Here is a 21,417-nt window from a genome sequence, read left to right as displayed (position 1 = left end):
GCCCGTTCACCAGGCCGTGGTGTCCTTGGCCGCGACGATGCGGCGGAAGGACTCGACCCGGGCCGTGGGCAGCGTCCCGGCGGCCACCGCCAGGTCGAGCGCGCACTCGGGCTCCGTGGCCGCGTGCGTGCAGCCGCGAGGACAGTCGCGGGTCGCGTCGTCGAGGTCGGGGAACGCGCGCAGCACGTCGTCGACCTGAACGTGCGCGAGACCGAACGAGCGGAAGCCGGGGGTGTCGATGATCCAGCCACCGTCGCCGCCGTCGGTGGGCTCCAGCTCGATGGCCAGCGCCGACGTCGACGTATGACGACCGCGGCCGGTGACCTCGTTGACGTGGCTGGTGATGCGGCCGGTCCCGGGGACGAGGGCGTTGACCAGGGTCGACTTGCCCACCCCGCTGTGACCGATGAACACGCTCACGCGGCCGGCCAGGGCCTCGCGCAGCTCGTCGAGGCTCTCCATGCCGTCGCCCCGCTCGTCGTCGCCCGGGCCCGTGCCGCTGCGCCGCGTGACGACCGTGCGGACGTCGAGGGGCTCCAGGAGCGCCAGCATCTCGTCGGGCGACCCGAGGTCGGACTTGGTGAGGCAGACGAGCGGCTCCATGCCGGCCTCGAACGCCGCCACCAGGCAGCGGTCGATGAGGCCGGGTCGCGGCGGAGGGTCCTCCAGGGCGGTGACCACCACGAGCTGGTCGGCGTTGGCGACCACCACCCGCTCGATCGGGTCGTCGTCGTCGGCGGTGCGGCGCAGCACGGTGCGGCGGGGCAGCACCTCGACGATGCGGGCCAGCGTCCCGTCGGCGCCGCTCACGTCGCCGACGACCTTGACCTCGTCGCCGACCACCACGCCCTGCCGTCCGATGGGGCGTGACTTCATGGCGGTGACGAGACCGGCGGTCGGCGGGAGGTCGGGATCGAGCAGACGCAACGTGAAGCGGCCACGATCGATCGTGATTACACGGGCCAGGGGCGCGTCGTCGTAGTTGGGTCGGTCCTTCGTGCGAGGGCGCGTGCGGCGACGCGGTCGTTCGAACGCGGCGTGCTCGTCGTCCTGCCTCACGCGACCAGGCGCTCCCACACCGGCGCGAAGTTGGGGTAGGTCTTCACGGTCGTCGAGACGTTCTCCACGAACAGCTCCGGGACCTTGAGGGCCAGGACCACGGCGGCGTGCGCCATGCGGTGGTCGTCGTACGTCTCGAAGATCTCGCCGTGGAGGGGGCGCGGACGGATCTCGAGCCCGTCGTCGGTCTCGGAGACGTCGCCACCGAGCCGGTTCAGCTCCGTGGCCAGCGCGGCGAGCCGGTCCGTCTCGTGGCCGCGCAGGTGCGCGACCCCCCGCAGTCGCGACGGGCCGTCGGCGAGAGCGGCGAGCGCAGCCACCACGGGGGTGAGCTCGCCGACGTCGTGCAGGTCGAGGTCGACCCCGCTGATCGAGGGACCGCCGCGGAAGACCATGTCGGCGCCGTCGCGCTCGGCGGTGCCGCCGAAGGCCACGACCAGCTCGCGCCACGCGTCGCCGGCCTGCTGGGTCTGCTCGGGCCAGCCGCGGACCCGCATGGAGCCGCCGGTGGCGACCGCCGCCGCCACGAAGACCCCTGCGTTCGAGAGGTCGGGCTCGATCTCGACGTCGAGCGCGCGCACCGGACCGGGGCTCACGACCCACCGGTCGGGGGAGGAGTCGTCGATCTCGACGCCGCGTCGGCGCAGCTCCGTGACGGTCATCTCCACGTGGGGGAGCGAGGGCAGGGCAGCGCCCCGGTGTTGCAGGTCGAGGCCCTGGGTGAAGGCGGGCGCGGCCAGCAGCAGCGCGGAGACGAACTGGCTCGAGGCCGACGCGTCGACCACGAGAGGCCCACCGGCCACGGCGCCGGTGCCGTGGACGACGAAGGGCAGCGAGCCGCGGTCGCCGTCGTCCACCCGGACACCCAGGTCGCGCAGCGTGGCGATCGTCTGACCCATCGGTCGCCGTCGCGCGTGCGGATCACCGTCGAACGTGACGGCGGACGAGCCGAGGGCCGCGAGCGGTGGGACGAACCGCATGACCGTCCCGGCCAGACCGCAGTCGACGGCCGTCGAGCCGGTCCGGGTGCGGTCGACCGGCGTGACGCGCCACGTCATGCCGTCCTTCTCGACGCCGGCTCCGAGGGCGCCGAGGGCCGCCGCCATGAGCTGCGTGTCGCGGGAGCCGAGCGGACGGGTGATGACCGAGGGGCCGTCGGCCAGCGCGGCCAGCACGAGCGCACGGTTGGTCAGGGACTTGGAGCCGGGGACGAGCACCTGCGCGTCGACAGGACTCTCACGGGTGGGGGCGAGCCAGGGCAGCGGGGCGTTCATCACGCCCCACTGTAGTGAACCGGCGCGCCGGACCGGACGTCTCGGGCCAGACGTCTCGGGCTCAGGGACGCAGGTCGTCGATGCGCTCGACGACGACGCCCTTCGCGTCGACGACCCGGTTCTTGGCGCGGGTGCCGATGAACTTCTTGTGCGGGTCGGGGTCGAGCGTGCTCATGAGCAGTCCGCCGATGAGCGAGAGGTTCTTGAGGAAGTGCACCGTCTGGTTCTGGCGCGACGCCGGGTCGGTCTCGTTCCAGAAGGGGTGCCCGACGGCCGTCGTGGGTGCCAGGGTGGAGGCCAGCACGAACGCCGACAGCCGGGGGAAGCGACCCGTGGCCAGCGCGGTGCCCGCGACCACGTGGACGGCGCCGTTGACCCGCACCAGGTTCGTGGGCGACGTCGCGAGCTGCGGCGCGGCCTTGCCGAGCGCGTCGGCCACGGGCTCGGCCTTCGGGCCCATGGCGGGGGCGTTGCGCAGCGCGTTGACACCTCCGTACACGAACATCGACGCGAGCAGGGGACGGGCGATGGTGCGCAGGACGGTCATGGCTCCCATCATGCCAACGTCGGCGAGTTCCACAACGTCAGCGCGCGAGCGGGCCCGAGCGCGCTCGAGGCGACGGACCGGTTCGATCAGATCGGCAGGAGCCAGCCCGTGGACCGGAACGTGGTGGTGTCGTTGTCGGAGCGGGGATCGTCGGGCGCGGTGACGGTGACGGTGGCGGCGGGGCGGGCGCCGATGACCTTGAAGGGGAACGAGCCGCCTTGTCCGGCGGGCAGCGTGGCGCTGCAGCGGAGCGTGCGGAGCCGCTGGTTGCGGGTGGCGTCGCACGCCCACCCGTCGCCGGGGATCCCACGGAACTTCACGGTCCGGTCGAACGACACGGTCATGGTCACGGTGCGCGCCACGGGGTTGCTGCCGCCGTCGGCGGCGATCGGGACGACCACGCGGCGCTGCAGGAGGGTGGAGTCGTTCGTGACCGTGGCGGCGCCGAGGGAGAAGTCGGTGGGCGTGACCGGCGGCGGCGCGGGCGTGACGACCGGCTGCTCGGAGACGGGCTGGTCGGGAGAGGCGGAGGCGTCCGCGGTGGCCGGGGTAGGTGCGGGCGGCGTCGTCTCGACCGGCGTCTCCGGGGTGGGCTCCGCGGAGGGCTCCGGCGTCGGCTCGGTGGTGGGCTCCGGCGTCGGCTCGGTGGTGGGCGCCGCGGTCGACTCCGGCGCCAGGGGGCTGGACGGGCTCGGCGAGGCGACCACCGCGGGCGGCGCCGAGGTGAGCAGGTCCGTCCCGCCGACGACCATGCCGGTCGTCAAGGCCCCGGTGACTACGGTGGTCGCGACCACGGCGGGCGTCCCGGCGCTGACGGCCGTCGCGGCGGCGGCCTGGGCCGGCACGAGAGCCACCCGGGCGACCTGCGAGACGATCGCCGACGTCAGCATGGTCGCCCCGGCGTAGCCGCTCGCGGCGGCGAACCCGCCGCCGGCCGCGGTGGTGCCGACGGCGAGCGACCCCCCGGCCGCCGTGCCGGCCGTCGCCCAGACGCCTCCCGCCGCGATCCCCCCGGCCCCCAGGGCGGCGGCGGCCGTCCCGGTCGCCCCGAGGTAGCCCGCGGCGGCGGGTCCGAGCAGGGCGGGCGCGAGAAGACCGCGCAGGTTCTGGTTGACCTCGACGAGCTCGAGGTGGACGCCGGTGCAGCGTCGGCACCCGTCGAGGTGCCGGTCGACCTTCGCGGTGTCGCGGGCCGACAGCGTCTGGCGCACGAAACCGCCGAGCAGCGGTGTCACGGCGCGGCAGGCCTCGTCGGCGGTGGCTGCCGCGTGGCTCTCGAGGTACGCGGCCCGCAGGCCCTCCCGTGCGCGGTAGGCCAGGGCGGAGACGCTGTTGGGGCTCATGCCGAGCAGCGGTGCGACGGCTGCGGGCTTCTGCCCCTCGACCTCGAGGTGCCACAGCACCAGCTGCCAGCGCTCGGGCAGCGACGCGAAGGCGCGCGCGGCGGCGTCGTTCTCGAAGGCGGCGCTCACGGCGTCGTCGAAGGGCACACCCCGGTCGAGCACGTGCTCGTCGTCGGTGGGACGGGTGCGGGTCGTGGCCCTGATGCGGTCCACGTGCAGACGCCGGACCGCGGTGAGCAGGTACGCGCGGAAGGCCTCGTCGGGACCCTTGCCGTCCTGCAGGAGGCTCAGCACCTTCAGGAAGGCCTCCGACACGAGGTCGTCGGCCTCGCCGGTGCTCAGGAGCTGGCGGGAGAGGCGGGTCGCGGCGGCCGCGTGCCGCTGGAACAGCAGACCGTAGGCCGCGGTGTCGCCGGCACGCACGGCAGCGATCAGCTGCGCGTCGCTGCGCTGCTGCGTCGTCTCGATCAGGTCGTCCATCGCTTCGGCTCCCTCGTCTGCACTCCCACGGGGTCCAACGAGGAACGTTCCTGCACGTCACGCCCGCCCGGTCGGGGCCCCGGACCCGCGTCGAGAAAGTTCCGCCGATCGCCGTCACGATCACCGCCCCCGGCCGTCCCATGGTCACCGCACACGAGAGGAGGACCGTCATGGACGACACCCAGCACGCAGCGACGTCGCTGGTCGAGGCCGTTCGCGACGGTCGGGCCGACGTCGACGCCGTTGCACACGTGGTGGGAGCGAGTGCAGCGGCGGACGGGTCCCCGCTCCACGAGGTCATCGATCTCGTGGAGCGTGCCTTCGACGGAGCCCCCCGACACGCGTCGGTGCGGGCTGCGTGCCTCGCCTGGGCGGAGCGCGCACTCGGGCGCGTGCACGACGCAGGGTGCGAGGACCCGTTGACGTCGCTGTCGACGGTGCCCCACCTGCACAGCAGGTTGGGGGACGTGTACCGCGCCGCCGCTGTCGAGGAGCAGCGCGCCGGCGACGGTCACGTCCTCGTCGTGGTCGAGCCGTCCGACGACCGACGACGCTCGCCCCTGGAGGCCTCGTTGCGGGCCGTCGAGGTCGGGCAGGTCCTGCGATCGGTCTTCCCGGGCGACGAGACCGTGGCCCGGGTCGGGTCGAGCCGCTTCGTGGTGCTGACGGCGCGCGAGCGCGCCCACGCCACGACCCTCGCGCTGGTCGGTGTGCTTCTCGGGCGCACGCCGGACGGCGGGAGTGCGCCCCGGCTGTGGGTGGAGGAGCTTCCGCCCACGGCCGGGGACCTGCCGGGCCTCCTGCAGGCCCTGGCGCGTTGACACCCGTCCGGACCCGACGCACCAGGGCTGCGTCGGGCCCGGCGGGGGTGCCGGGCCGTCACTCCGTTTCGGACACCTCCGGGGCATGGATCGGGCTCCACGTGACCCGCAACTGTCCAGAACGCGTGTCACAACGCAGAACGGGGGCCGGGAGGCTCGATCGATCCCGGTCCCACCGCACCGTCGGTGCGGCGTGGAAGGCTGGCCCCATGTGCGGCAGGTATGCGACCACCCGGACCTCGAGCGACCTCGACGACGCCTTCGCGGCCCGTCTGGCCGACGGTGCGGAGCTGCCGCCGCCCGACTGGAACGTGGCACCCACCAAGCAGGCGCCGGTGGTGATCGGCCGGGCGCGGGACGACGCCGAGGAGTCGGCGCCACCGCGGCGTGAGCTCCTGGCGGCCACCTGGGGTCTCGTGCCGAGCTGGGCCAAGGACCGCTCCATCGGCAGCCGGATGATCAACGCCCGGTCCGAGACCGTGGCCGAGAAGCCGTCGTTCCGGCGTGCCTTCGCGCGGCGGCGTGCCATCGTCCCGGCCGACGGCTACTACGAGTGGTACGCGGGCCACGGCCCGAAGGCGCCCAAGCAGCCGTTCTACATCACCTCCGGCGAGCAGGACGGCCGCCGCGAGGTGCTGGGCCTGGCCGGGCTCTACGAGTTCTGGCGGTCCTCGGCGGAGGAGCCGTGGCTCGTGACGTTCACCATCCTCACCACGAGCGCCGAGGGCGGCGACGGCATGCTCCACGACCGCGCACCGCTCCTGGTGGCGCCGGAGGTCCGCGACACGTGGCTGAGCCCGGTGGAGCGGCCGGCGGCCGAGCTGCTCGACCTGCTGGTGCCGGCCACGCCGGGACGTCTCGACGCCTGGCCCGTCACGACCCAGGTCAACAACGTCCGCAACAACGGCCCCGAGCTCGTCGAGCCCCTTCCCGCCGAGTAGGCCCTGCGCGGCGCACGGTTCGGAATACAGCCCACGGCCACGTCGTTCCACCTCACGAAGGAGGTCGACATGCTCGCGTGCCCTGAACGCACCCTCGCCAGCCCCACCACCACGGGTCCGGTCGCTCGCGGCCCCCGCTCGGACGACGGACGTCGTACGTCGGGAGTAGGCTGGAGCACGATGACGAACACCCCCGAGACCACCCCCCCGCCCACGTCGGACGCGTCCGACGCCGGGTCCGTCGACGCCACCTCGACCGTCGAGGACGGCAGCCACGACGGAGCCGTCGCCATCGACTACAGCGACGTCGACGTCGCCACGGAGACGCCGGAGCAGCGACAGGCTCGCTTCGAGGCCGAGGCCCTGCCGTTCCTGAACCAGCTCTACTCCGCTGGTCTGCGCATGACGCGCAGCCCCCAGGACGCCGAGGACCTGGTGCAGGAGACGTACGCCAAGGCGTTCAGCGCCTTCCACCAGTACAAGCCCGGCACCAACCTGAAGGCCTGGCTCTACCGGATCCTCACCAACACCTACATCAACTCGTACCGCAAGAAGCAGCGTCAGCCGCAGCAGGTCACCGACGAGATCGAGGACTGGCAGATCGCCGCCGCCGAGGCGCACTCGTCCTCGGGCCTCAAGTCGGCCGAGATGGAGGCGCTGGAGCGGCTGCCCGACAGCGACGTCAAGGATGCGCTGCAGGCGCTGCCGGAGGACTTCCGCTACGCGGTCTACCTGGCCGACGTCGAGGGGTTCCCCTACAAGGAGATCGCCGAGATCATGGGCACGCCCATCGGCACCGTCATGTCCCGTCTGCATCGCGGACGCCGTCAGCTGCGTGAGCTGCTGGCCGACTACGCCCGCGACCGCGGCATGGCCGTGAGCGGGGTGAGCGACTCATGAGCGACGACCTCACCGCCGACGGCTGCGACGGCCCTGACTGCGAGACCGCACTCGAGAGCCTCTACCTGTTCCTCGACCGCGAGATCGACAGCGCCAGCTGCGCGGAGATCCAGGCCCACATCGACGACTGCAGCGAGTGCCTCACCGAGTACGACCTCGAGCGGCTCGTGAAGTCGCTGGTGTCGCGCTCGTGCAGCGAGGTCGCGCCCGAGCCGCTGCGCGACAAGGTGCTGTTCTCGATCCGCACCGTGCAGGTGCAGATCTCCGAGTACCGCCAGACCTGACCGGTCCACCGACCGCGGCGTCGGTCCCGGCGACGTCGAAGCCCCCGTCCGGTCACCGGACGGGGGCTTCGATCGTCTGTGCGCTCCGCGAGGAGCGTCAGGTCACGCGTTGGGGCGCTTGCCGTGGTTCGCGCCCTTCTTGCGACGCGCGCGGCGCTTGCGGCCGGTCTTGCCCATGATGGTCCTCCTCAGACGTTCAGCGTCCATCGTCCCACATCGTCCCGCTCGCCTGCGAACGTGGTCCGCGGCCCGGGACCGAGGGCGACGGGTCAGGGTCGCTCAGGGTCGGGGCACTCGTTCCAGGAAGCGCGCGCGGTCCACGACGACGCGACGGACCTCGCCGTGCGCCACGAGCGTCCCGTGCCCGTCGTGGGCGGCGACCCGGAAGCGCAGGAGTCGGCCGTCCTCGTGCACCAGGTCGGCCGTGGCGGTGATCGTCGCCCCCACGGGGCTGGCGGCGATGTGCTCGACCTCGACCCTCGTGCCCACGCTCGTGCGGCCGTCGTCGAGGTCCAGGGCCGCGCACGTCGCTGCCTCCAGCCAGGCCAGGACGCGCGGCGTCGCCAGCACCGGCAGGTCACCGCTGCCGAGGGCGGCGGCCGTGTCGGCGTCGCCGACGGTGTGGGTCACGGATGCACTGCGGGTCATCGGTCCTCCAGGTCACGGGCGGGGGACCACCCAGCCTGCCCGACGTCCCCGGTTCCTGCGTCCGACCACGCCGACCAGAGGGCCGCGTAGCGCCCGCCGGCCCGCACGAGGTCGTCGTGGGGCCCCTCCTCGACCACAGCGCCGTGCTCCATCACGATCACCCGGTCGGACGTGCGGGCCTGGCTCAACCGGTGGGCGATGACGAGCGCGGCGCGTCCGCGGGTGACGGCCTCGCCGGCCTGCTCGAGCTCACGGGCCCCGGACGACCCTGCCTCCGCCGTGGCCTCGTCGAGCACGACCACCTGCGGGTCGAGCAGCAGCACCCGGGTGAGGGCGAGCTGCTGGGCCTGGGCCGGGGTGAGGGGGTGGCCGAGGTCGCCCACCACGGTGTCCAGGCCGTGGGGGAGCGTCCGTGCCCAGGCCGCTGCCTCGGTGGCGGTGAGCGCCGCCCAGAGCGTGTCGTCGTCTGCGTGCGGGTCGGCCAGGACGAGGTTGTCGCGCAGCGTGCCGGCGAAGACGTGGACCTCCTGCGAGACGAGCGCCACGTGCCGGCGCACGACGGTCTCGGCGGCGGTGGTGATGTCGAGGGCGCCGAGTCGGACGCTGCCGCCGCTCGGGGAGAGGGTCCCGGCGGCGATCCCCCCGAGAGTGGTCTTCCCGGCGCCGGTGGCCCCGACGACGGACACGCGCTCCCCGGGGCGCACCTCCAGGTCGATCGGTGCGAGCACCGGACGGCCCTCCTCGTAGGCGTGGTGCACACCCGTGAGCCGCAACGTCGGGTCGGGGCCGACGTCCACGGGGGCGTGGTCGCGCGGCGCGATGAGGACGACGCCGGCCAGCCGCGCCAGCGCCGCTCCGCTCGCCTGCACGGCGTCGAAGACGAACAGCACCGCCCCGATGGGGTTGAACAGGCGATGGAAGAACAGCGCAGCGGCGGTGGCGTCGCCGACGCTCGCGGCACCGCTCGACACGAGGAGGTACCCGGTGCCCAGCACCAGGACCAGGCCCACGCACTCCGACCCGTTCATCCGGGCGCCGAAGCGGGTGAAGAGCCTGAACACGTCGATGGTGATCTCGACGGCGGCGGCGGAGCGGCGCTCGATCCGCTCGAGCGCGATGCGCTCCACGCCGAACGCCCGCAGCGTCGCGGCGTCGCGCACCCCGGTGATGAGCGCCTCGGCCCGCGCACCCTCGGCGGTTCGCTCGGCGCGGTAGTAGGGGATCGAGCGGGGCAGGTACCAGCGGAGCGCGAGCACGTAGCAGGGCGCGGCGGCGAGACCGGCCAGGCCGAGGCGCCAGTCGAGCGTGAACAGTCCGCCGACCGTGAAGCCGATGGCGGACAGCGAGCCGAGCAGGAGGGGGATGGCCTCGTCGAGCGCCTCGGTGAGCTTGCGGACGTCGTCACCCACACGGCTCAGCACGTCGCCGATGCCTGCCTGCTCGATCCGCTGTGACTCCAGGTGCAGGGCACGGTCCAGCACGTCCTCGCGCAGCTCGGCCAAGGCCGGCGCCACGGCCTGCGCCAGCGCCGCGGACGACAGCGTCGAGAACAGTCCGGCGACGAGACCGGCGAGCACCATCACCGTGGCGGCGACGACGATCTCGCGCAGGGTCCCGTCCTCGCGCACGGCGTCGACGATCCGGCCGATCATCAGCACGGGCACGACCCCGGCGAAGCCGGTGAGCAGGAACGAGGCGATCGTCAGCGCCAGGCTCGCCCGACGGGCGCGCACGAGTCGCCACGCGACGGCCGTCGTGCTTCGTGCGTCGGCGACCGGCAGCAGGTGGACGTTCGTCGCCTCGTCCGTGCTCATCGGTCCACCGCCGCTCGGTAGGTGGGATCGCGCACGAGGTCGGCGTGGGTGCCCTCGGCCACGACGCGTCCGTCGCGCACCACCACGACGCGGTCGGCGTGCTGGAGCAGCGCGGGACTGGAGGTGATGACGAGGGTGGTGCGTCCTCGACGCAGCCGGCGCACGCCGCGGGCGATGTTCTGCTCGGTCACGGCATCCACCGCGCTCGTCGGGTCCTGCAGCACGAGGACCGGACGGTCCGTCGCGAGGGCCCGGGCCAGGGTGAGGCGCTGCCGCTGACCGCCGGACAGGCTCGAGCCGGCGGCACGCACGGCGCGGTCGAGTCCGTCGGGGTGCAGGCGGACGACGTCGTCGGCCGCCGACGCAGCCAGGGCGGGCGCGAGGTCCGCGTCGGTGCGTTCGCCGCCGGGGTCGACCGTGCTGCGCAGCGTCCCCTCGAAGACGCCGGAGTGGTGCGAGGCGACGAGCAGGTGCAAGCGTCGACCCTCGACGGACAGCTCGTGCAGGTCGACGTCGCCGAGTCGCGCCCGGCCCGACGTGAGCGTGACCTCGCCCGTGAGCACGGCCATGAGCGTGTCGGAGACGGCGGGGTCGTCGATGCTCACGGCGACCAGCTCGTCGGCCGAGGTCCGCAGGTCCACCCCCCGCAGGGGTCCCACGACGGCCGACTCGAGCACGAGGCCGGGACGGTCCTCGGACGGTCCGCGACCGCCGGGGGCGAGCACACGGGGGGTGTTCAGGAACTCCACGATGCGTCCGGCCGAGGCGCGCGACGCCGCGAACTGCGCGCTCACGTCGCCCAGGCCGCGGATCGGCTCCGCGAGGAACTGGGTCAGGCCCACGAGCGCGATGAGCTGACCGAGACCGATGGTGCCGTCGAGGGCGCGCTCGCCGGCCACGACCGCGACGACGGCCAGCAGGATCCCGCTGAGTGCGGTGGTGAGTCCGGCCAGGTAGCCCCAGGAGCGCGCGACGGCGATGGTGTCGCTGCTCGCCTGCCGGCTGGCGGACCGGTACCGGCCGAGAGCGACGTCCTCACCGCCGATGCCCTTGAGCGGGCGCAGTCCCGTCAGCACGTCGGCGGCCACGCCCGAGGCGGACGCGGTGCTCTCCTGCTGGCGGCGGGTGCGCCTGGCCACGAGGGGGGCGAGCGCCTGGATGACCAGCAGGACGCCGGGCACGCCGAGCAGGATCACCAGACCGAGCACGACGTCGACGGACAGGACGTAGACGGCCGTCGCGACGACGGCGACGAGCGACGCGAGCGCGTAGCCGAGCTGGTGCAGCACGGAGGGGACGAGCTCGGCGTCCGACGTCGCGATCGAGAGCGTCTCGCCGGCGAGCCGGTCGGTGCGCGCTCCGCGCGGGTGCAGCACGTGGGCGGAGACCTCCCCGCGCAGCAGGTGCGCCTCGGTCTGGATGCCGCGCACGATGAACCGGGCGCCGTAGCGGTAGCCGTTGCTCAGGACGAGGAAGAGGGCCACCAGGACGCCGAGCGTCCAGGCCAGGTCACCCAGGGTGCCGCCGTCCACGGCCTGGTCGACGACCAGGCCGATGACGACCGGCACGAGGGTCTCGCAGAGCTGCCAGACGACGAGCAGGGAGTAGCCGGGAACGAGCCGGCGGGCCTGGCGTCGCACGCTCCGACGCAGCAGTGCGCCGGCCCCGTCGGGCGGGGTGCGGTCGTCCGGACCCGTCCCAGGGGCCTCGACCTGCGTCCTCGTGCTCGCCACGAGGTGAGGCTACCCTCACCCGCGCGGGACGCGGCGGTCCGGTCGGGTCCCGCGCCGACCTCAGACGCCGTGGGTGGTGCGGGGGTACTGCGCCGACACGTCGGTCATGACGTTGACGAGGTAGGGCACGCCCGACGCGAACGCCCGGTCGATCGCCGGACCGATCTCGGCGGGGTCGGTGACCATCTCGCCGCCACCGCCGAGCGCCGTGACGACCTGGTCGTAGCGCGTGTTCGGAGCGAGGTCCGCGGCGACGTCGTAGCCGTAGAGCATCTGCATGGGGCTCTTCTCCAGCCCCCAGGCGGAGTTGTTGCCCACGACCATGACGACCGGCAGGTCGTGACGGACGAGGGTGTCGACGTCCATGAGCGACATGCCGGCAGCGCCGTCGCCGAACAGCACGACGACCTGGCTGGAGGGCCGCGTGATGCGGGCGGCCATGGCCGCACCCATGCCCGCGCCGAGGCACCCGTACGGCCCTGGGTCGAGCCAGCCACCGGGGCGCTGCGGCTCCACGAACTTCCCGGCGAAGGACACGAAGTCACCGCCGTCGCCGATGACCACGGCGTCGTCGGCCAGGCGGGGGAGCAGCTCGCCGTAGATGCGCGCGGGGTGGATGGGGTCGCTCTGCGAGCCGAGGAGGTCGACGTCGCGTGCGGCGGCAGCGGCCACGACGTCCTGCAGCTCGGTCAGCCACGGCGTCCAGTCCGGGCGCGCACCGGGGGCGGACTGCAGGGCCGAGAGGATGCCGTCGAGGACGACGGTGAGGTCGCCCGAGGCGGAGGCGGCGAGCGTGGCGTGCGTGGACAGCTGGGCGGGGGAGTCGGCGAGGTGGACCACGCGCGCCGGGGTGGCGCCGTCCTTGCCACCGAACACGCCGTAGCCGAGGCGGAAGTCGAGCGGGGTCCCGGCGACGACCACGAGGTCGGCGCCGCTGAAGGCCGCCGACCGGGCCTTCGTGACGAGCTGGCCGTGCCCGCCGGGCAGGATGCCGCGACCCATGCCGTTGGCGATGACGGGGATGCCGGTCTCGGCGGCGAAGCGCTGAGCGGCCTCCTCGGCACCGTCGGCCCAGACGTCGGTGCCGAGCACGAGGACCGGGCGACGCGCCTCCTGCAGGAGGCGACCGGCGCGGGCGAGGTCGTCGGGGTCCGGCTCGATCCGGGCCCGCTGGAGTCCTGGCTGTGCCGTGACGGGGCCGGAGTTGAAGAACTCGTCCATGGGCACGTCCACGAAGGTGGGGCCGCGGTGCGAGGACCCGGCGCGGGTGAAGGCCTCGTGGACGGTGGGGGCGATGTCGCCGACGGTCCGGGCGGTGGAGGCCCAGGTGGAGACCGTCTCGAAGATCGGCGGGTGGTCCAGCTCCTGGAGGGTGCCCATCCCCCAGCGGGCCTCCGGTGCACGACCGCCGATCACGACCAGGGGCGAGCCGGCGAAGTGGGCCTGGGCGACCGGGCTGACGCCGTTGGTGACCCCGGGTCCAGCCGTGAGGACGGCCAGGCCCGGGGTGCGGGTGAGCTTGCCGACGGCCTCGGCGGCGAACACGGCGGTGGGCTCGTGCCGGACGTCGATGATGGGCATCGGGTCGTCGGCGGTGACCGCGGCGTCGTACATCGGGAACACGTGGGCGCCGGAGAGGGTGAACATGGCCTGGACGCCGTGGGCGCGGGCGACCTCGAGCGCGTGCACGCCCCCGTGCGCGGAGCGCACCTCGTCGGCGCTGGGCGCGGAGCGCACCTCGTCGGCGCTGGGCGCGGAGCGCACCTCGTCGGCGCTGGGCGCGGAGCGCACCTCGTCGGCGCTCTGGTCGTTCCCGGTCTCGGTGGGGGTCCCTGCGGTGCCGTCGTTCTGTGACATGCGGCGCACGCTACTGCACGGGGGTGTCGCCCGCCGGGCCGTCGACGGGCCGGGCCCGGGTGGTGGGTCGGTAGAGCCAGGGGCTCTCGCCGCGGATCTGGTCGAGCACGGCCAGCAGGAGGTCGGCCCGATGGGCCGGCTGCTCGGCGAACAGCTCGGCGTCGCCGCGCAGGTCGGCGCGTCCCTGCACGCCGAGGGCCAGCTGGAGGTGGAGGGCGCGCAGGAACGACGACGCGTTCTTGGCCGTCGGGGAGGGCCACTCGTCGTCGAGGTGGCCGCGGGTCCGTGGTGCCTTGATGCCGGCGCCGAGCCGGGCGAGCCACGGCTCGACGATGCCGGGGTCGAGCGCGTTGCGGTGCAGGAGGGTCATGACGGCGTAGGCGAGCCGGTCGTCCTCGCCGTGGCGCCAGCCGTAGGCGGTGGGGGTCAGCACGCGGTCGGCGATGACGTCGAGCAGGACGGTCAGCTCGAGACGGCCGAAGTGGCGGGAACGGGCGAGGGCCGCCAGCAGGTCGGCGCCGTGGGCGACCGCGTGGGCCCACCCCTGCTCGGGGATCCAGCCGCGGTGGTCGAGCTCGCGCACGTACCAGCTGGTGGCGAGGTCGCCCCACCCGAGGACGGTCGTGGCGGGGAGCAGGTGCTCGTCGTTGTCCCGCCCGATGATCTCGGCGAGCATGAGGGCGCTGTAGGACCGGCGGATGACGGAGACGTCGCCGTCGTGGCCGAGGCCGTACCGCAGCCCGGGCGCGACCCCGTCGCCCAGGCCGGCGAGCAGGCCGTCGTACACGCCGTTGGCGATCCAGGTCGTGAGGAGCGGGTAGGCGAGGTCCTCACGCAGCCGCGGATTGGGGTGACCGAGCATCTCGACGAGCTCCACCGTGGACTCGTCCAGGGAGCGGTCGAGCGGCACCTGCATGCCGGTCTTCATGACGGACTGCCAGTAGGCCTCGGACATCTCGTTCATCGTGCCAGACGTCCTGGAGCGACCGGCGGAAGGGACGGTCGGCCCGCTGCCGTCGATAGGCTGGGCGCGTGCCGACCCTCGACGACATCATCCGGTCGCAGACGACCCTGGGTCCGGACGACGTCGCGTGGATCCAGGCTCTCGTGGCGGACTGGCAGATCCTGGCCGACCTCTCCTTCGGCGACCTCGTGCTGTGGGTGCCGGACGCGGAGTCCAAGGGTCTGTGGGCGGTGGCCCAGATCCGTCCCACGACGGTGGCGACGACGCTCCTGGAGGACGTCACGGGGACGTTCGTGCCGGGGGAGCGGTCGCCGGCCGCGGCGCGGGTGCTGGCCGGGGAGGGCGCGCAGGACGACGACGACGCCGCGGTGGCCGACGGTGTGCACGTGCGCGTGGTCCCGGTCCGGCGCGAGGAGCGCACGATCGCGGTCCTGGCGCTGCGCAGCGGCGGTGACGCGCGGGCCACGAGCCAGCTGGAGGTCACCTACCGGGCCGCGGCCGACACCGTCGTCTCGATGATCGGGCGGGGGGAGTTCCCGACGCCCGGGGCCCGGTCGGAGCTGGCCGACGCGTGGCGGGTGGGCGACGGGTTCATCCGCACGACGGCGGACGGCACGGTGCAGTACGCGAGCCCCAACGCGCACTCGGCGTACCGTCGGCTCGGTCTGACGGGGGCCCTCCAGGGTGCGGACCTGGCGGAGGTCACGGCAGCGTGCGTGGGGCGCACGCCCACGGACCTGAGCACCGCCGCGGCCCTGGGGGGATCGTCGCCGGCCGAGGCCGAGGTCTCGGGCGCGGAGGCCACGCTCCTCCTCCGCGTGATCCCGTTGACCGCGCCCGGGACCGGTCGTGACGGCGCCGTGGTCCTGCTGCGCGACGTCACCGAGCTGCGGCTGCGGGAGAAGCAGCTCGTCTCCAAGGAGGCGACGATCCGCGAGATCCACCACCGGGTGAAGAACAACCTCCAGACGGTCGCGGCGCTGCTGCGCCTGCAGGCCCGACGCATGGACGTGCCCGAGGCGCGGGCGGCGCTCGACGAGGCCGTCCGCCGGGTGGGGTCGATCGCGTTGGTGCACGAGACGCTGAGCCAGGGCTTCGAGGAGACGGTGGCCTTCGACGACATCGCCGACCGTCTGCTGCGCTCGGTGCTCGACGTCGGCGGGCCCCAGGTCCGGGCGGAGCGCATCGGGAGCTTCGGCCTGCTGCCGGCGGAGGTCGCGACCCCGTTGGCGATGGTGCTGACCGAGCTGGTGCAGAACGCGGCGGAGCACGCCTTCCCGGGCGGCGCGGGTCGGGTGACGGTGGCGGTCAACCGGATCCGGGAACGGGTGCGGATGCGGGTGAGTGACGACGGGACCGGTCTGCCGGCCGACTTCGACCCGACGCGCAGCCTCGGCCTGTCGATCGTGTCGACGCTGGTCGAGTCCGAGCTGGGCGGCACGCTGGGCTTCGAGACACGGCCTGGCCGCGGCGCCACGGTGACCATCAGCATCTCGCTCTGACCGACGGCCACGGGCGACGGGCGGACAGGGATGGGCCGGACCGTCCCGCGTCGGCCCCGGGAACCAGGCCAGGGGCCCGGACGCCGAGAACCCCGTACCCGACGCGGGTACGGGGTTCGGACGCGTGCTGCGTGGAACGACTTCAGGCGGTGCGGATGCGTGCCCTCGCGTTGCGACGCTTGAGGGCACGACGCTCGTCCTCGCTCATGCCTCCCCAGACGCCGTGGTCCTGACCGGACTCCAGTGCCCACTGCAGGCACTGCTCACGGACGTCGCAGCGGCGACAGACGACCTTCGCCTCCTCGATCTGCAGGATCGCGGGGCCGGTGTTGCCGATGGGGAAGAAGAGCTCGGGGTCTTCATCGAGACATGCGCTGTGGTGGCGCCAGTCCATGACGACAGCTCCTTCCCTTGTGTGAGTGCGAACGCACGAAAAAAAGCCGGCGAGACCGGCGTGCGCGTTCACTTCATCGTTTCAACAAAATCCTCTGGGCACAAGGGATTGCGCGGCGGGTCCGTGTCGGGTCAGTCACACAGGTCATACCAGTTGCCTCGCGGGCTGGACCGGGGTGCCGGACCTACCCTGGTGCCGTGACCTCGAACCCCGATCCCTCACCTGCGGACGAGCCGTCGGCGTCCTCGCCCGGCCAGCCCTCCGCCGCGCCGCGCGGCAGGGCCAGGACGCTGCTGGCCGTGGCCGGTGCCGTCGTGTCCGCGCAGGCGCTCGGCCTGCTGACGATCGCCGCGCTCGAGCTGCGGTCCGTCGAGGCCGACCGGGTCGGTCTGGGCGTGAGCACGGCCGGGTTCCTGGGGGCCTTCGGCGCGCTCCTCCTGGTCGCGGTGGTGCGGATCCTGGCCGGGCAGACCTGGCCGCGGGGCTTCCTGGTCTTCTCCCAACTGCTGTGCCTCGTGCTCTCCTTCAACTTCCGGGGGGACGCGGCGTGGATCACCCCGACCATGGCCGTCGGCGCCCTGGTCGCGCTCGGCTGCCTCGTGTCCCCACCGGTCACCCAGGCTCTCGGAGGCCACGACCCCGTGTGAGAGACTCGTCGGCGGGCATCACCTGCCGTCTCCCCGCGTCCGCGGGCCCGCCGTGCACCTACCGGTCGCGGGCCGCGTCGACGCTCGTTCCGCGAGATCCTGCCCCCTTCGAAAGAGAAGACAACCGCCATGGTCGCCCCCGACACCAGCACGCCGTTCGAGGCGTTCGATCCCGACGACCCGGTCTTCGCGCTGCACCGCGGCGGCAAGATGCAGGTGGCGTCGACCGTGCCGCTGCGCGACGCCGACGACCTGTCGTTGTCCTACACGCCCGGCGTCGCCCGGGTGTGCGAGGCGATCGCGGCCGACCCCGACATGGCCCACGACTACACCTGGGTCTCGAACACGGTGGCCGTGGTCACCGACGGCACGGCGGTGCTCGGGCTCGGTGACATCGGGCCGGCGGCGTCCATGCCCGTCATGGAGGGCAAGGCCGTGCTCTTCAAGCAGTTCGGCGGCGTCGACGCGATCCCCGTGGCGCTGGCGACCACCGACGTCGACGAGATCGTCGAGACGGTCGTGCGCCTGGCCCCGACGTTCGGCGGCATCAACCTCGAGGACATCTCGAGCCCGCGATGCTTCGAGATCGAGCGTCGCCTGATCGAGCAGCTGGACATCCCGGTCTTCCACGACGACCAGCACGGCACCGCGGTCGTGACCCTGGCCGCGCTCATCAACGCGGTCCGCCTCACCGACCGGGACATGCAGGACGTGAAGGTCGTCATCTCCGGTGCGGGAGCCGCGGGTGTGGCCATCACGCAGATCCTGCGGTCGGCCGGGGTGCACCGGATCAGCGTCGTCGACCGCCAGGGTGTCATCCACCCGGGCCGCGACGACCTGAACAGCGTCAAGCAGATGCTGGCCGAGCAGACGGCCGACTGGGCCCGCCCCGGCACGGTGGGCGACGCGCTCGAGAAGGCCGACGTGTTCATCGGCGTCTCGGGCGGCACGGTCCCCGAGGAGGACGTCGCCCGGATGGCGCCGGACGCCATCGTGTTCGCGATGGCGAACCCCAACCCCGAGGTCCACCCCGACGTCGCCCACCGGCACGCCCGGGTCGTGGCGACGGGGCGGTCGGACTTCCCGAACCAGATCAACAACGTGCTCGTCTTCCCGGGCATCTTCCGGGGCGCCCTGGCCGTCCGTGCCACGGCGATCTCCGAGGGCATGAAGCTCGCGGCCGCCCACGCCATCGCCGACCTCGTCGGTGACGACCTGAGCGAGTCCTACGTGATCCCGTCGCCGTTCGACCCGCGCGTCGCCGACGTGGTGACCCGAGCGGTCACCGAGACGGCCCGTCGCGAGGGCCTCGCCCGCCGTCCCTACTGATCCGTCCACCCGAGGAGTCGCATGTTCGCCGTCTACGCAGGTCAGATCAACCCCGAGAACCCGCTCGACGGGCTCGTGGTGGGGGAGCGTCCCGACCCCGATGTCCCCGAGGGCTGGACGACCGTCACGGTCAAGGCCGCGTCGATCAACCACCACGACGTGTGGAGCCTGCGGGGCGTCGGCCTGCGCGAGGAGTCGCTGCCGATGATCCTCGGCTGCGACGCCGCGGGACTCGACGAGGAGGGCAACGAGGTCCTTGTGCACGCCGTCATCAGCGACCCCTCCTGGCGGGGCGACGAGACGCTCGACCCCAAGCGGTCGTTGCTGTCCGAGCGCCACCAGGGCACCTTCGCCGCGAAGGTGGCCGTGCCCGCGCGCAACGTGGTGCCGAAGCCCGCGGGTCTGTCCTTCGCCGAGGCCGCGTGCCTGCCGACGGCGTGGCTGACGGCCTACCGGATGCTGTTCACGCAGTCCGGTCTCAAGCAGGGCGACACCGTGCTCGTCCAGGGTGCCGGCGGAGGCGTGGCCACCGCCGTGATCACGCTGGCCCGCGCGGCCGGGTTCCGGGTGTTCGCCACCAGCCGTGACGAGGACAAGCGCGACAAGGCGCTCGAGATCGGTGCGCACGAGGTGTTCGAGTCCGGTGCCCGTCTGCCCGCCAAGGTCGACGCGGTCATGGAGACGGTCGGTGCCGCCACGTGGTCGCACTCGATCAAGTCGATGCGTCCGGGCGGCACGATCGTCATCTCCGGAGCCACGTCGGGCGACGCGCCGAAGGCGGCCGAGCTGACCCGCATCTTCTTCCAGCAGATGCGCGTGCACGGCTCGACCATGGGGACGCGCGACGAGCTGCACGCCCTGGCCCAGTTCATGGACGTGACCGGCACCCGGCCGCTCATCGACAGCGAGATCCCGATGGCGGACGCGGCCCAGGGGCTGCAGCGCGTGGTCGACGGCGACGTGTTCGGCAAGATCGTCCTGACGCTCTGACCGTGGCGCCGGGGTCGGCTCAGAGCACCCCGGCGGCGAGCAGCAGGCCCGTGGCTCCCAGGAGCAGCACGAGGAACAGCGCGTTGACCACGGTGAACAGGCCGAGGAAGGCGCGCGTGCCGTCGGGCCGGAGCTGCTGGTAGCGGCGCAGCGTGATCAGGCTCGCCAGCGACGCCACGATCGTGCCGACGCCGCCGATGTTCACGCCCAGCAGCAGGGCGCGCCAGTCGTCGGTGAACGGTGCGAACAGCAGCGCCGTGGGGACGTTGGAGACGAGCTGGCTGCCGGCCACGCCCCAGAGCAGAACGTGCTCCTGGAGCAGGTCCTGCAGGAAGCCGCTGGCCTGGGGCACCCGTTCGAGGTTGCCGGCGAAGACGAAGAACAGCACGAACGTGGCCAGCAGTCCGTAGTCGACCGAGCGCAGAGCCCGTGCGTCGAGGACCGCGACGACCGCCACCACGACGACGCCCGCCCAGACGGGGAGTGCCCGGACGACGATCGCGACCGCCACGACGAAGAGGACGAGGTGCACGGTGGCGGGGCGCCAGCGGACCGACGTGCGGTCGGTGACCGGGGAGATCGGGGCGTTCGGCACCAGCAGGCAGGCGATCACCACGAGGACCAGGGACACCACGAACGGCCAGACCATCACGCCGACCAGCTCGCCGACGGACAGGTGGAAGTACTGGTAGAGGAAGAGGTTCTGCGGGCTGCCGAACGGCGTGATCATCCCACCGAGGTTCGCGGCGACCGTCTGCAGGACGAACACGTAGGCCAGGTGACGATCGTCGCCGGTGGCGCGCAGGGCCAGCTGGCTGAGCGGCAGGAGGGTCAGCAGTGCCATGTCGTTCGTGATCAGCATAGAGGCGACCATCGTGAGCAGCACCAGTCCGAGGACCAGCGCGCGTCGGGTACGCAGGACGGCGACCACGCCCTGGGCCGCGGCCGTGACCAGGTGGGTGCGGTCGAGGGCACCGATGACGGTGAGGAAGCACCACAGGCAGACCAGGGTGCGGTACTCCGGGTAGTCCAGGTACTCCCGGCTCGGCGGGACGAGCACGCACGTGAGCAGCGCGAGGGCGGCCGTCGCGGTGAGGAACGGGTTGGCGGTCAGCAGCCGCCGCGTGCGCGAGGTCGCCGGCGACTCACTCATCGTCGTCGTCGGCCAGGACGTGGCGCAGGTATCGCCCGGGCGCGGCGAGGTAGGCGCGCCAGTGGTGCACCAGGTCGAGGTCGTCCCACGTGGTCTCGCGCAGTCCCCACGGACCGACCTCGAGCACCCGGGCGCCGGGCAGCGAGGCGACGATCGGCGAGTGGGTCGCGCACAGCACCTGGCCCCCGCCCTCGGCGATGTCGTGGAGGGTGCGCAGCAGCGTGAGGCTGGAGGAGAACGACAACGCGGCCTCGGGCTCGTCGAGGCAGTAGAAGCCGGGGGAGTCGAAGCGCCGGCGCAGCACCTCGAGGAACGACTCGCCGTGGCTCATCGCGTGCAGGTCGTGTCCGCCCACGCCCTCCTGGTACGTGTACCAGCCGTGCATGGTCTCGGCGCGCAGGAAGAACCCCCAGCTGCCGGTGCCGACGCCGCGCTGGAGCGTCAGCTCGTTGTGCAGCGCGGACTCGCTCGGTCGGGTGCGGTGCCAGCCCTGCGTGCTCCCGCCCTCGGGGGACAAGCCGTAGGCCATGGCGACGGCCTCGACGAGCGTGGACTTGCCGGCCCCGTTCTCGCCCACGAGGAACGTGACGCCGGGCGCGAGGTCGAGCCCGTCGCGCAGCACCTGCTGCACCGCGGGGACGTCGAGGAGCCAGGGCTCGAGGGGAGGACCGTCGCCGTGACGCTCCGGCTTCACGCGCACCACGGGTGGCTGGTCGAACCTCACTGGTTCAGTCTGG

General features: G+C 73.1%; 21 protein-coding genes. 8 read left to right on the top strand and 13 right to left on the bottom strand.

Translation table 11 applies throughout. The annotated features are described in order from the left end of the window. Positions 1 to 6: 6 nt before the first annotated feature. The 4 genes from rsgA to ASF37_RS03305 form a co-directional block, all read right to left on the bottom strand. The gene (gene rsgA / locus ASF37_RS03320; protein WP_056579161.1) at positions 7 to 1,059 is read right to left on the bottom strand and encodes a ribosome small subunit-dependent GTPase A; all 1,053 of its coding nucleotides are present in this window, start codon (positions 1,057 to 1,059) and stop codon (positions 7 to 9) included. After that, positions 1,056 to 2,333, bottom strand: a complete 1,278-nt coding sequence (gene aroA, locus ASF37_RS17060; protein WP_056554836.1) for a 3-phosphoshikimate 1-carboxyvinyltransferase — start codon at positions 2,331 to 2,333, stop codon at positions 1,056 to 1,058. The genes rsgA and aroA overlap by 4 nt, the downstream gene beginning before the upstream one ends. Before the next feature lie 61 nt (positions 2,334 to 2,394). Next, positions 2,395 to 2,880, bottom strand: a complete 486-nt coding sequence (locus tag ASF37_RS03310) for a DoxX family protein (RefSeq protein WP_055966807.1) — start codon at positions 2,878 to 2,880, stop codon at positions 2,395 to 2,397. An 86-nt stretch (positions 2,881 to 2,966) separates the two neighbouring features. Beyond that, a complete protein-coding gene (locus ASF37_RS03305) occupies positions 2,967 to 4,703 on the bottom strand; it encodes a sigma-70 family RNA polymerase sigma factor (protein WP_056579097.1) in 1,737 nt (578 codons plus the stop codon). A gap of 170 nt (positions 4,704 to 4,873) precedes the next feature. Between ASF37_RS03305 and ASF37_RS03300 the strand changes: the two genes are divergently transcribed. The 4 genes from ASF37_RS03300 (at position 4,874) to rsrA (ending at position 7,649) form a co-directional block, all read left to right on the top strand. After that, positions 4,874 to 5,524 carry a hypothetical protein gene (locus ASF37_RS03300; RefSeq protein ID WP_056579096.1) on the top strand — a complete coding sequence of 217 codons (651 nt, stop codon included), beginning with the start codon at positions 4,874 to 4,876 and terminating at the stop codon, positions 5,522 to 5,524. Between the two features lie 209 nt (positions 5,525 to 5,733). Beyond that, positions 5,734 to 6,465 carry an SOS response-associated peptidase gene (locus ASF37_RS03295; RefSeq protein ID WP_055966815.1) on the top strand — a complete coding sequence of 244 codons (732 nt, stop codon included), beginning with the start codon at positions 5,734 to 5,736 and terminating at the stop codon, positions 6,463 to 6,465. Positions 6,466 to 6,645: 180 nt separating this feature from the next. After that, positions 6,646 to 7,365 carry a sigma-70 family RNA polymerase sigma factor gene (locus ASF37_RS03290; protein ID WP_235497726.1) on the top strand — a complete coding sequence of 240 codons (720 nt, stop codon included), beginning with the start codon at positions 6,646 to 6,648 and terminating at the stop codon, positions 7,363 to 7,365. Beyond that, on the top strand, positions 7,362 to 7,649 hold the full coding sequence (gene rsrA, locus ASF37_RS03285; RefSeq protein WP_055966818.1) for a mycothiol system anti-sigma-R factor: 288 nt from the start codon (positions 7,362 to 7,364) through the stop codon (positions 7,647 to 7,649). Before ASF37_RS03290 ends, rsrA begins: the two co-directional genes overlap by 4 nt. Before the next feature lie 102 nt (positions 7,650 to 7,751). On the opposite strand, the gene ASF37_RS17705 is transcribed toward rsrA, so the two are convergent. The 6 genes from ASF37_RS17705 to ASF37_RS03260 all read right to left on the bottom strand — a co-directional run bounded on the left by ASF37_RS17705 (position 7,752) and on the right by ASF37_RS03260 (position 14,656). After that, positions 7,752 to 7,826 (bottom strand): 50S ribosomal protein bL37, encoded by a 75-nt coding sequence (locus ASF37_RS17705; protein WP_369797015.1) that lies wholly within the window; start codon positions 7,824 to 7,826, stop codon positions 7,752 to 7,754. Positions 7,827 to 7,928: 102 nt separating this feature from the next. Further along, positions 7,929 to 8,279: a thioesterase family protein gene (locus tag ASF37_RS03280; protein ID WP_235499145.1), complete on the bottom strand. Its 351-nt coding sequence runs from the start codon at positions 8,277 to 8,279 to the stop codon at positions 7,929 to 7,931. A 14-nt stretch (positions 8,280 to 8,293) separates the two neighbouring features. After that, on the bottom strand, positions 8,294 to 10,111 hold the full coding sequence (locus tag ASF37_RS03275; protein ID WP_056579094.1) for an ABC transporter ATP-binding protein: 1,818 nt from the start codon (positions 10,109 to 10,111) through the stop codon (positions 8,294 to 8,296). Continuing rightward, positions 10,108 to 11,844, bottom strand: coding sequence for an ABC transporter ATP-binding protein (locus tag ASF37_RS03270; RefSeq protein ID WP_056579092.1), 1,737 nt, complete (start codon positions 11,842 to 11,844; stop codon positions 10,108 to 10,110). The genes ASF37_RS03275 and ASF37_RS03270 overlap by 4 nt, the downstream gene beginning before the upstream one ends. Positions 11,845 to 11,904: 60 nt before the next feature. Continuing rightward, positions 11,905 to 13,701 carry an acetolactate synthase gene (locus ASF37_RS03265; protein ID WP_082506381.1) on the bottom strand — a complete coding sequence of 599 codons (1,797 nt, stop codon included), beginning with the start codon at positions 13,699 to 13,701 and terminating at the stop codon, positions 11,905 to 11,907. Positions 13,702 to 13,711: 10 nt separating this feature from the next. After that, a complete protein-coding gene (locus tag ASF37_RS03260; RefSeq protein WP_055968505.1) occupies positions 13,712 to 14,656 on the bottom strand; it encodes a DUF2785 domain-containing protein in 945 nt (314 codons plus the stop codon). Between the two features lie 77 nt (positions 14,657 to 14,733). Between ASF37_RS03260 and ASF37_RS03255 the strand changes: the two genes are divergently transcribed. Beyond that, the gene (locus tag ASF37_RS03255) at positions 14,734 to 16,167 is read left to right on the top strand and encodes a sensor histidine kinase (protein ID WP_056553870.1); all 1,434 of its coding nucleotides are present in this window, start codon (positions 14,734 to 14,736) and stop codon (positions 16,165 to 16,167) included. A gap of 142 nt (positions 16,168 to 16,309) precedes the next feature. On the opposite strand, the gene ASF37_RS03250 is transcribed toward ASF37_RS03255, so the two are convergent. Then, positions 16,310 to 16,561, bottom strand: a complete 252-nt coding sequence (locus ASF37_RS03250) for a WhiB family transcriptional regulator (RefSeq protein WP_055966837.1) — start codon at positions 16,559 to 16,561, stop codon at positions 16,310 to 16,312. A 197-nt stretch (positions 16,562 to 16,758) separates the two neighbouring features. Here ASF37_RS03250 and ASF37_RS03245 point away from each other — a divergent pair, with 197 nt between their 5' ends. From ASF37_RS03245 to ASF37_RS03235, 3 genes are all read left to right on the top strand, one after another. Next, a complete protein-coding gene (locus ASF37_RS03245; protein ID WP_056579090.1) occupies positions 16,759 to 17,208 on the top strand; it encodes a hypothetical protein in 450 nt (149 codons plus the stop codon). Between the two features lie 129 nt (positions 17,209 to 17,337). Next, on the top strand, positions 17,338 to 18,537 hold the full coding sequence (locus tag ASF37_RS03240; protein WP_055966842.1) for an NADP-dependent malic enzyme: 1,200 nt from the start codon (positions 17,338 to 17,340) through the stop codon (positions 18,535 to 18,537). 21 nt (positions 18,538 to 18,558) lie between these two features. Next, positions 18,559 to 19,527: a zinc-binding dehydrogenase gene (locus tag ASF37_RS03235; RefSeq protein ID WP_056579088.1), complete on the top strand. Its 969-nt coding sequence runs from the start codon at positions 18,559 to 18,561 to the stop codon at positions 19,525 to 19,527. Positions 19,528 to 19,546: 19 nt separating this feature from the next. Here the strand turns inward: ASF37_RS03235 and ASF37_RS03230 are convergent, their stop codons facing one another. Together ASF37_RS03230 and ASF37_RS03225 are read right to left on the bottom strand one after the other, a co-directional pair. Next, positions 19,547 to 20,680, bottom strand: coding sequence for an SLC13 family permease (locus ASF37_RS03230; protein WP_056579086.1), 1,134 nt, complete (start codon positions 20,678 to 20,680; stop codon positions 19,547 to 19,549). Beyond that, positions 20,673 to 21,404, bottom strand: coding sequence for an AAA family ATPase (locus ASF37_RS03225; RefSeq protein WP_056579085.1), 732 nt, complete (start codon positions 21,402 to 21,404; stop codon positions 20,673 to 20,675). The genes ASF37_RS03230 and ASF37_RS03225 overlap by 8 nt, the downstream gene beginning before the upstream one ends. Positions 21,405 to 21,417: the final 13 nt, after the last annotated feature.

Origin of the sequence: Aeromicrobium sp. Leaf289 (assembly GCF_001423335.1) — a bacterium.
In the GTDB taxonomy this organism is placed as follows: Bacteria; Actinomycetota; Actinomycetes; order Propionibacteriales; family Nocardioidaceae; genus Aeromicrobium.
This window is presented reverse-complemented; position numbering and strand designations above follow the sequence as displayed.

Bases quoted from the DNA above. Each gene is read 5' to 3' on its own strand.
- ASF37_RS03230 (WP_056579086.1), bottom strand. From the start codon at position 20,680: ATGAGTGAGTCGCCGGCGACCTCGCGCACGCGGCGGCTGCTGACCGCC.
- ASF37_RS03235 (WP_056579088.1), top strand. From the start codon at position 18,559: ATGTTCGCCGTCTACGCAGGTCAGATCAACCCCGAGAACCCGCTCGAC.
- ASF37_RS03300 (WP_056579096.1), top strand. From the start codon at position 4,874: ATGGACGACACCCAGCACGCAGCGACGTCGCTGGTCGAGGCCGTTCGC.
- ASF37_RS03295 (WP_055966815.1), top strand. From the start codon at position 5,734: ATGTGCGGCAGGTATGCGACCACCCGGACCTCGAGCGACCTCGACGAC.
- ASF37_RS03265 (WP_082506381.1), bottom strand. From the start codon at position 13,701: ATGTCACAGAACGACGGCACCGCAGGGACCCCCACCGAGACCGGGAAC.
- ASF37_RS03275 (WP_056579094.1), bottom strand. From the start codon at position 10,111: ATGAGCACGGACGAGGCGACGAACGTCCACCTGCTGCCGGTCGCCGAC.
- rsrA (WP_055966818.1), top strand. From the start codon at position 7,362: ATGAGCGACGACCTCACCGCCGACGGCTGCGACGGCCCTGACTGCGAG.
- aroA (WP_056554836.1), bottom strand. From the start codon at position 2,333: ATGAACGCCCCGCTGCCCTGGCTCGCCCCCACCCGTGAGAGTCCTGTC.
- ASF37_RS03240 (WP_055966842.1), top strand. From the start codon at position 17,338: ATGGTCGCCCCCGACACCAGCACGCCGTTCGAGGCGTTCGATCCCGAC.
- ASF37_RS03290 (WP_235497726.1), top strand. From the start codon at position 6,646: ATGACGAACACCCCCGAGACCACCCCCCCGCCCACGTCGGACGCGTCC.
- ASF37_RS03260 (WP_055968505.1), bottom strand. From the start codon at position 14,656: ATGTCCGAGGCCTACTGGCAGTCCGTCATGAAGACCGGCATGCAGGTG.
- ASF37_RS03250 (WP_055966837.1), bottom strand. From the start codon at position 16,561: ATGGACTGGCGCCACCACAGCGCATGTCTCGATGAAGACCCCGAGCTC.
- ASF37_RS03305 (WP_056579097.1), bottom strand. From the start codon at position 4,703: ATGGACGACCTGATCGAGACGACGCAGCAGCGCAGCGACGCGCAGCTG.
- ASF37_RS03310 (WP_055966807.1), bottom strand. From the start codon at position 2,880: ATGACCGTCCTGCGCACCATCGCCCGTCCCCTGCTCGCGTCGATGTTC.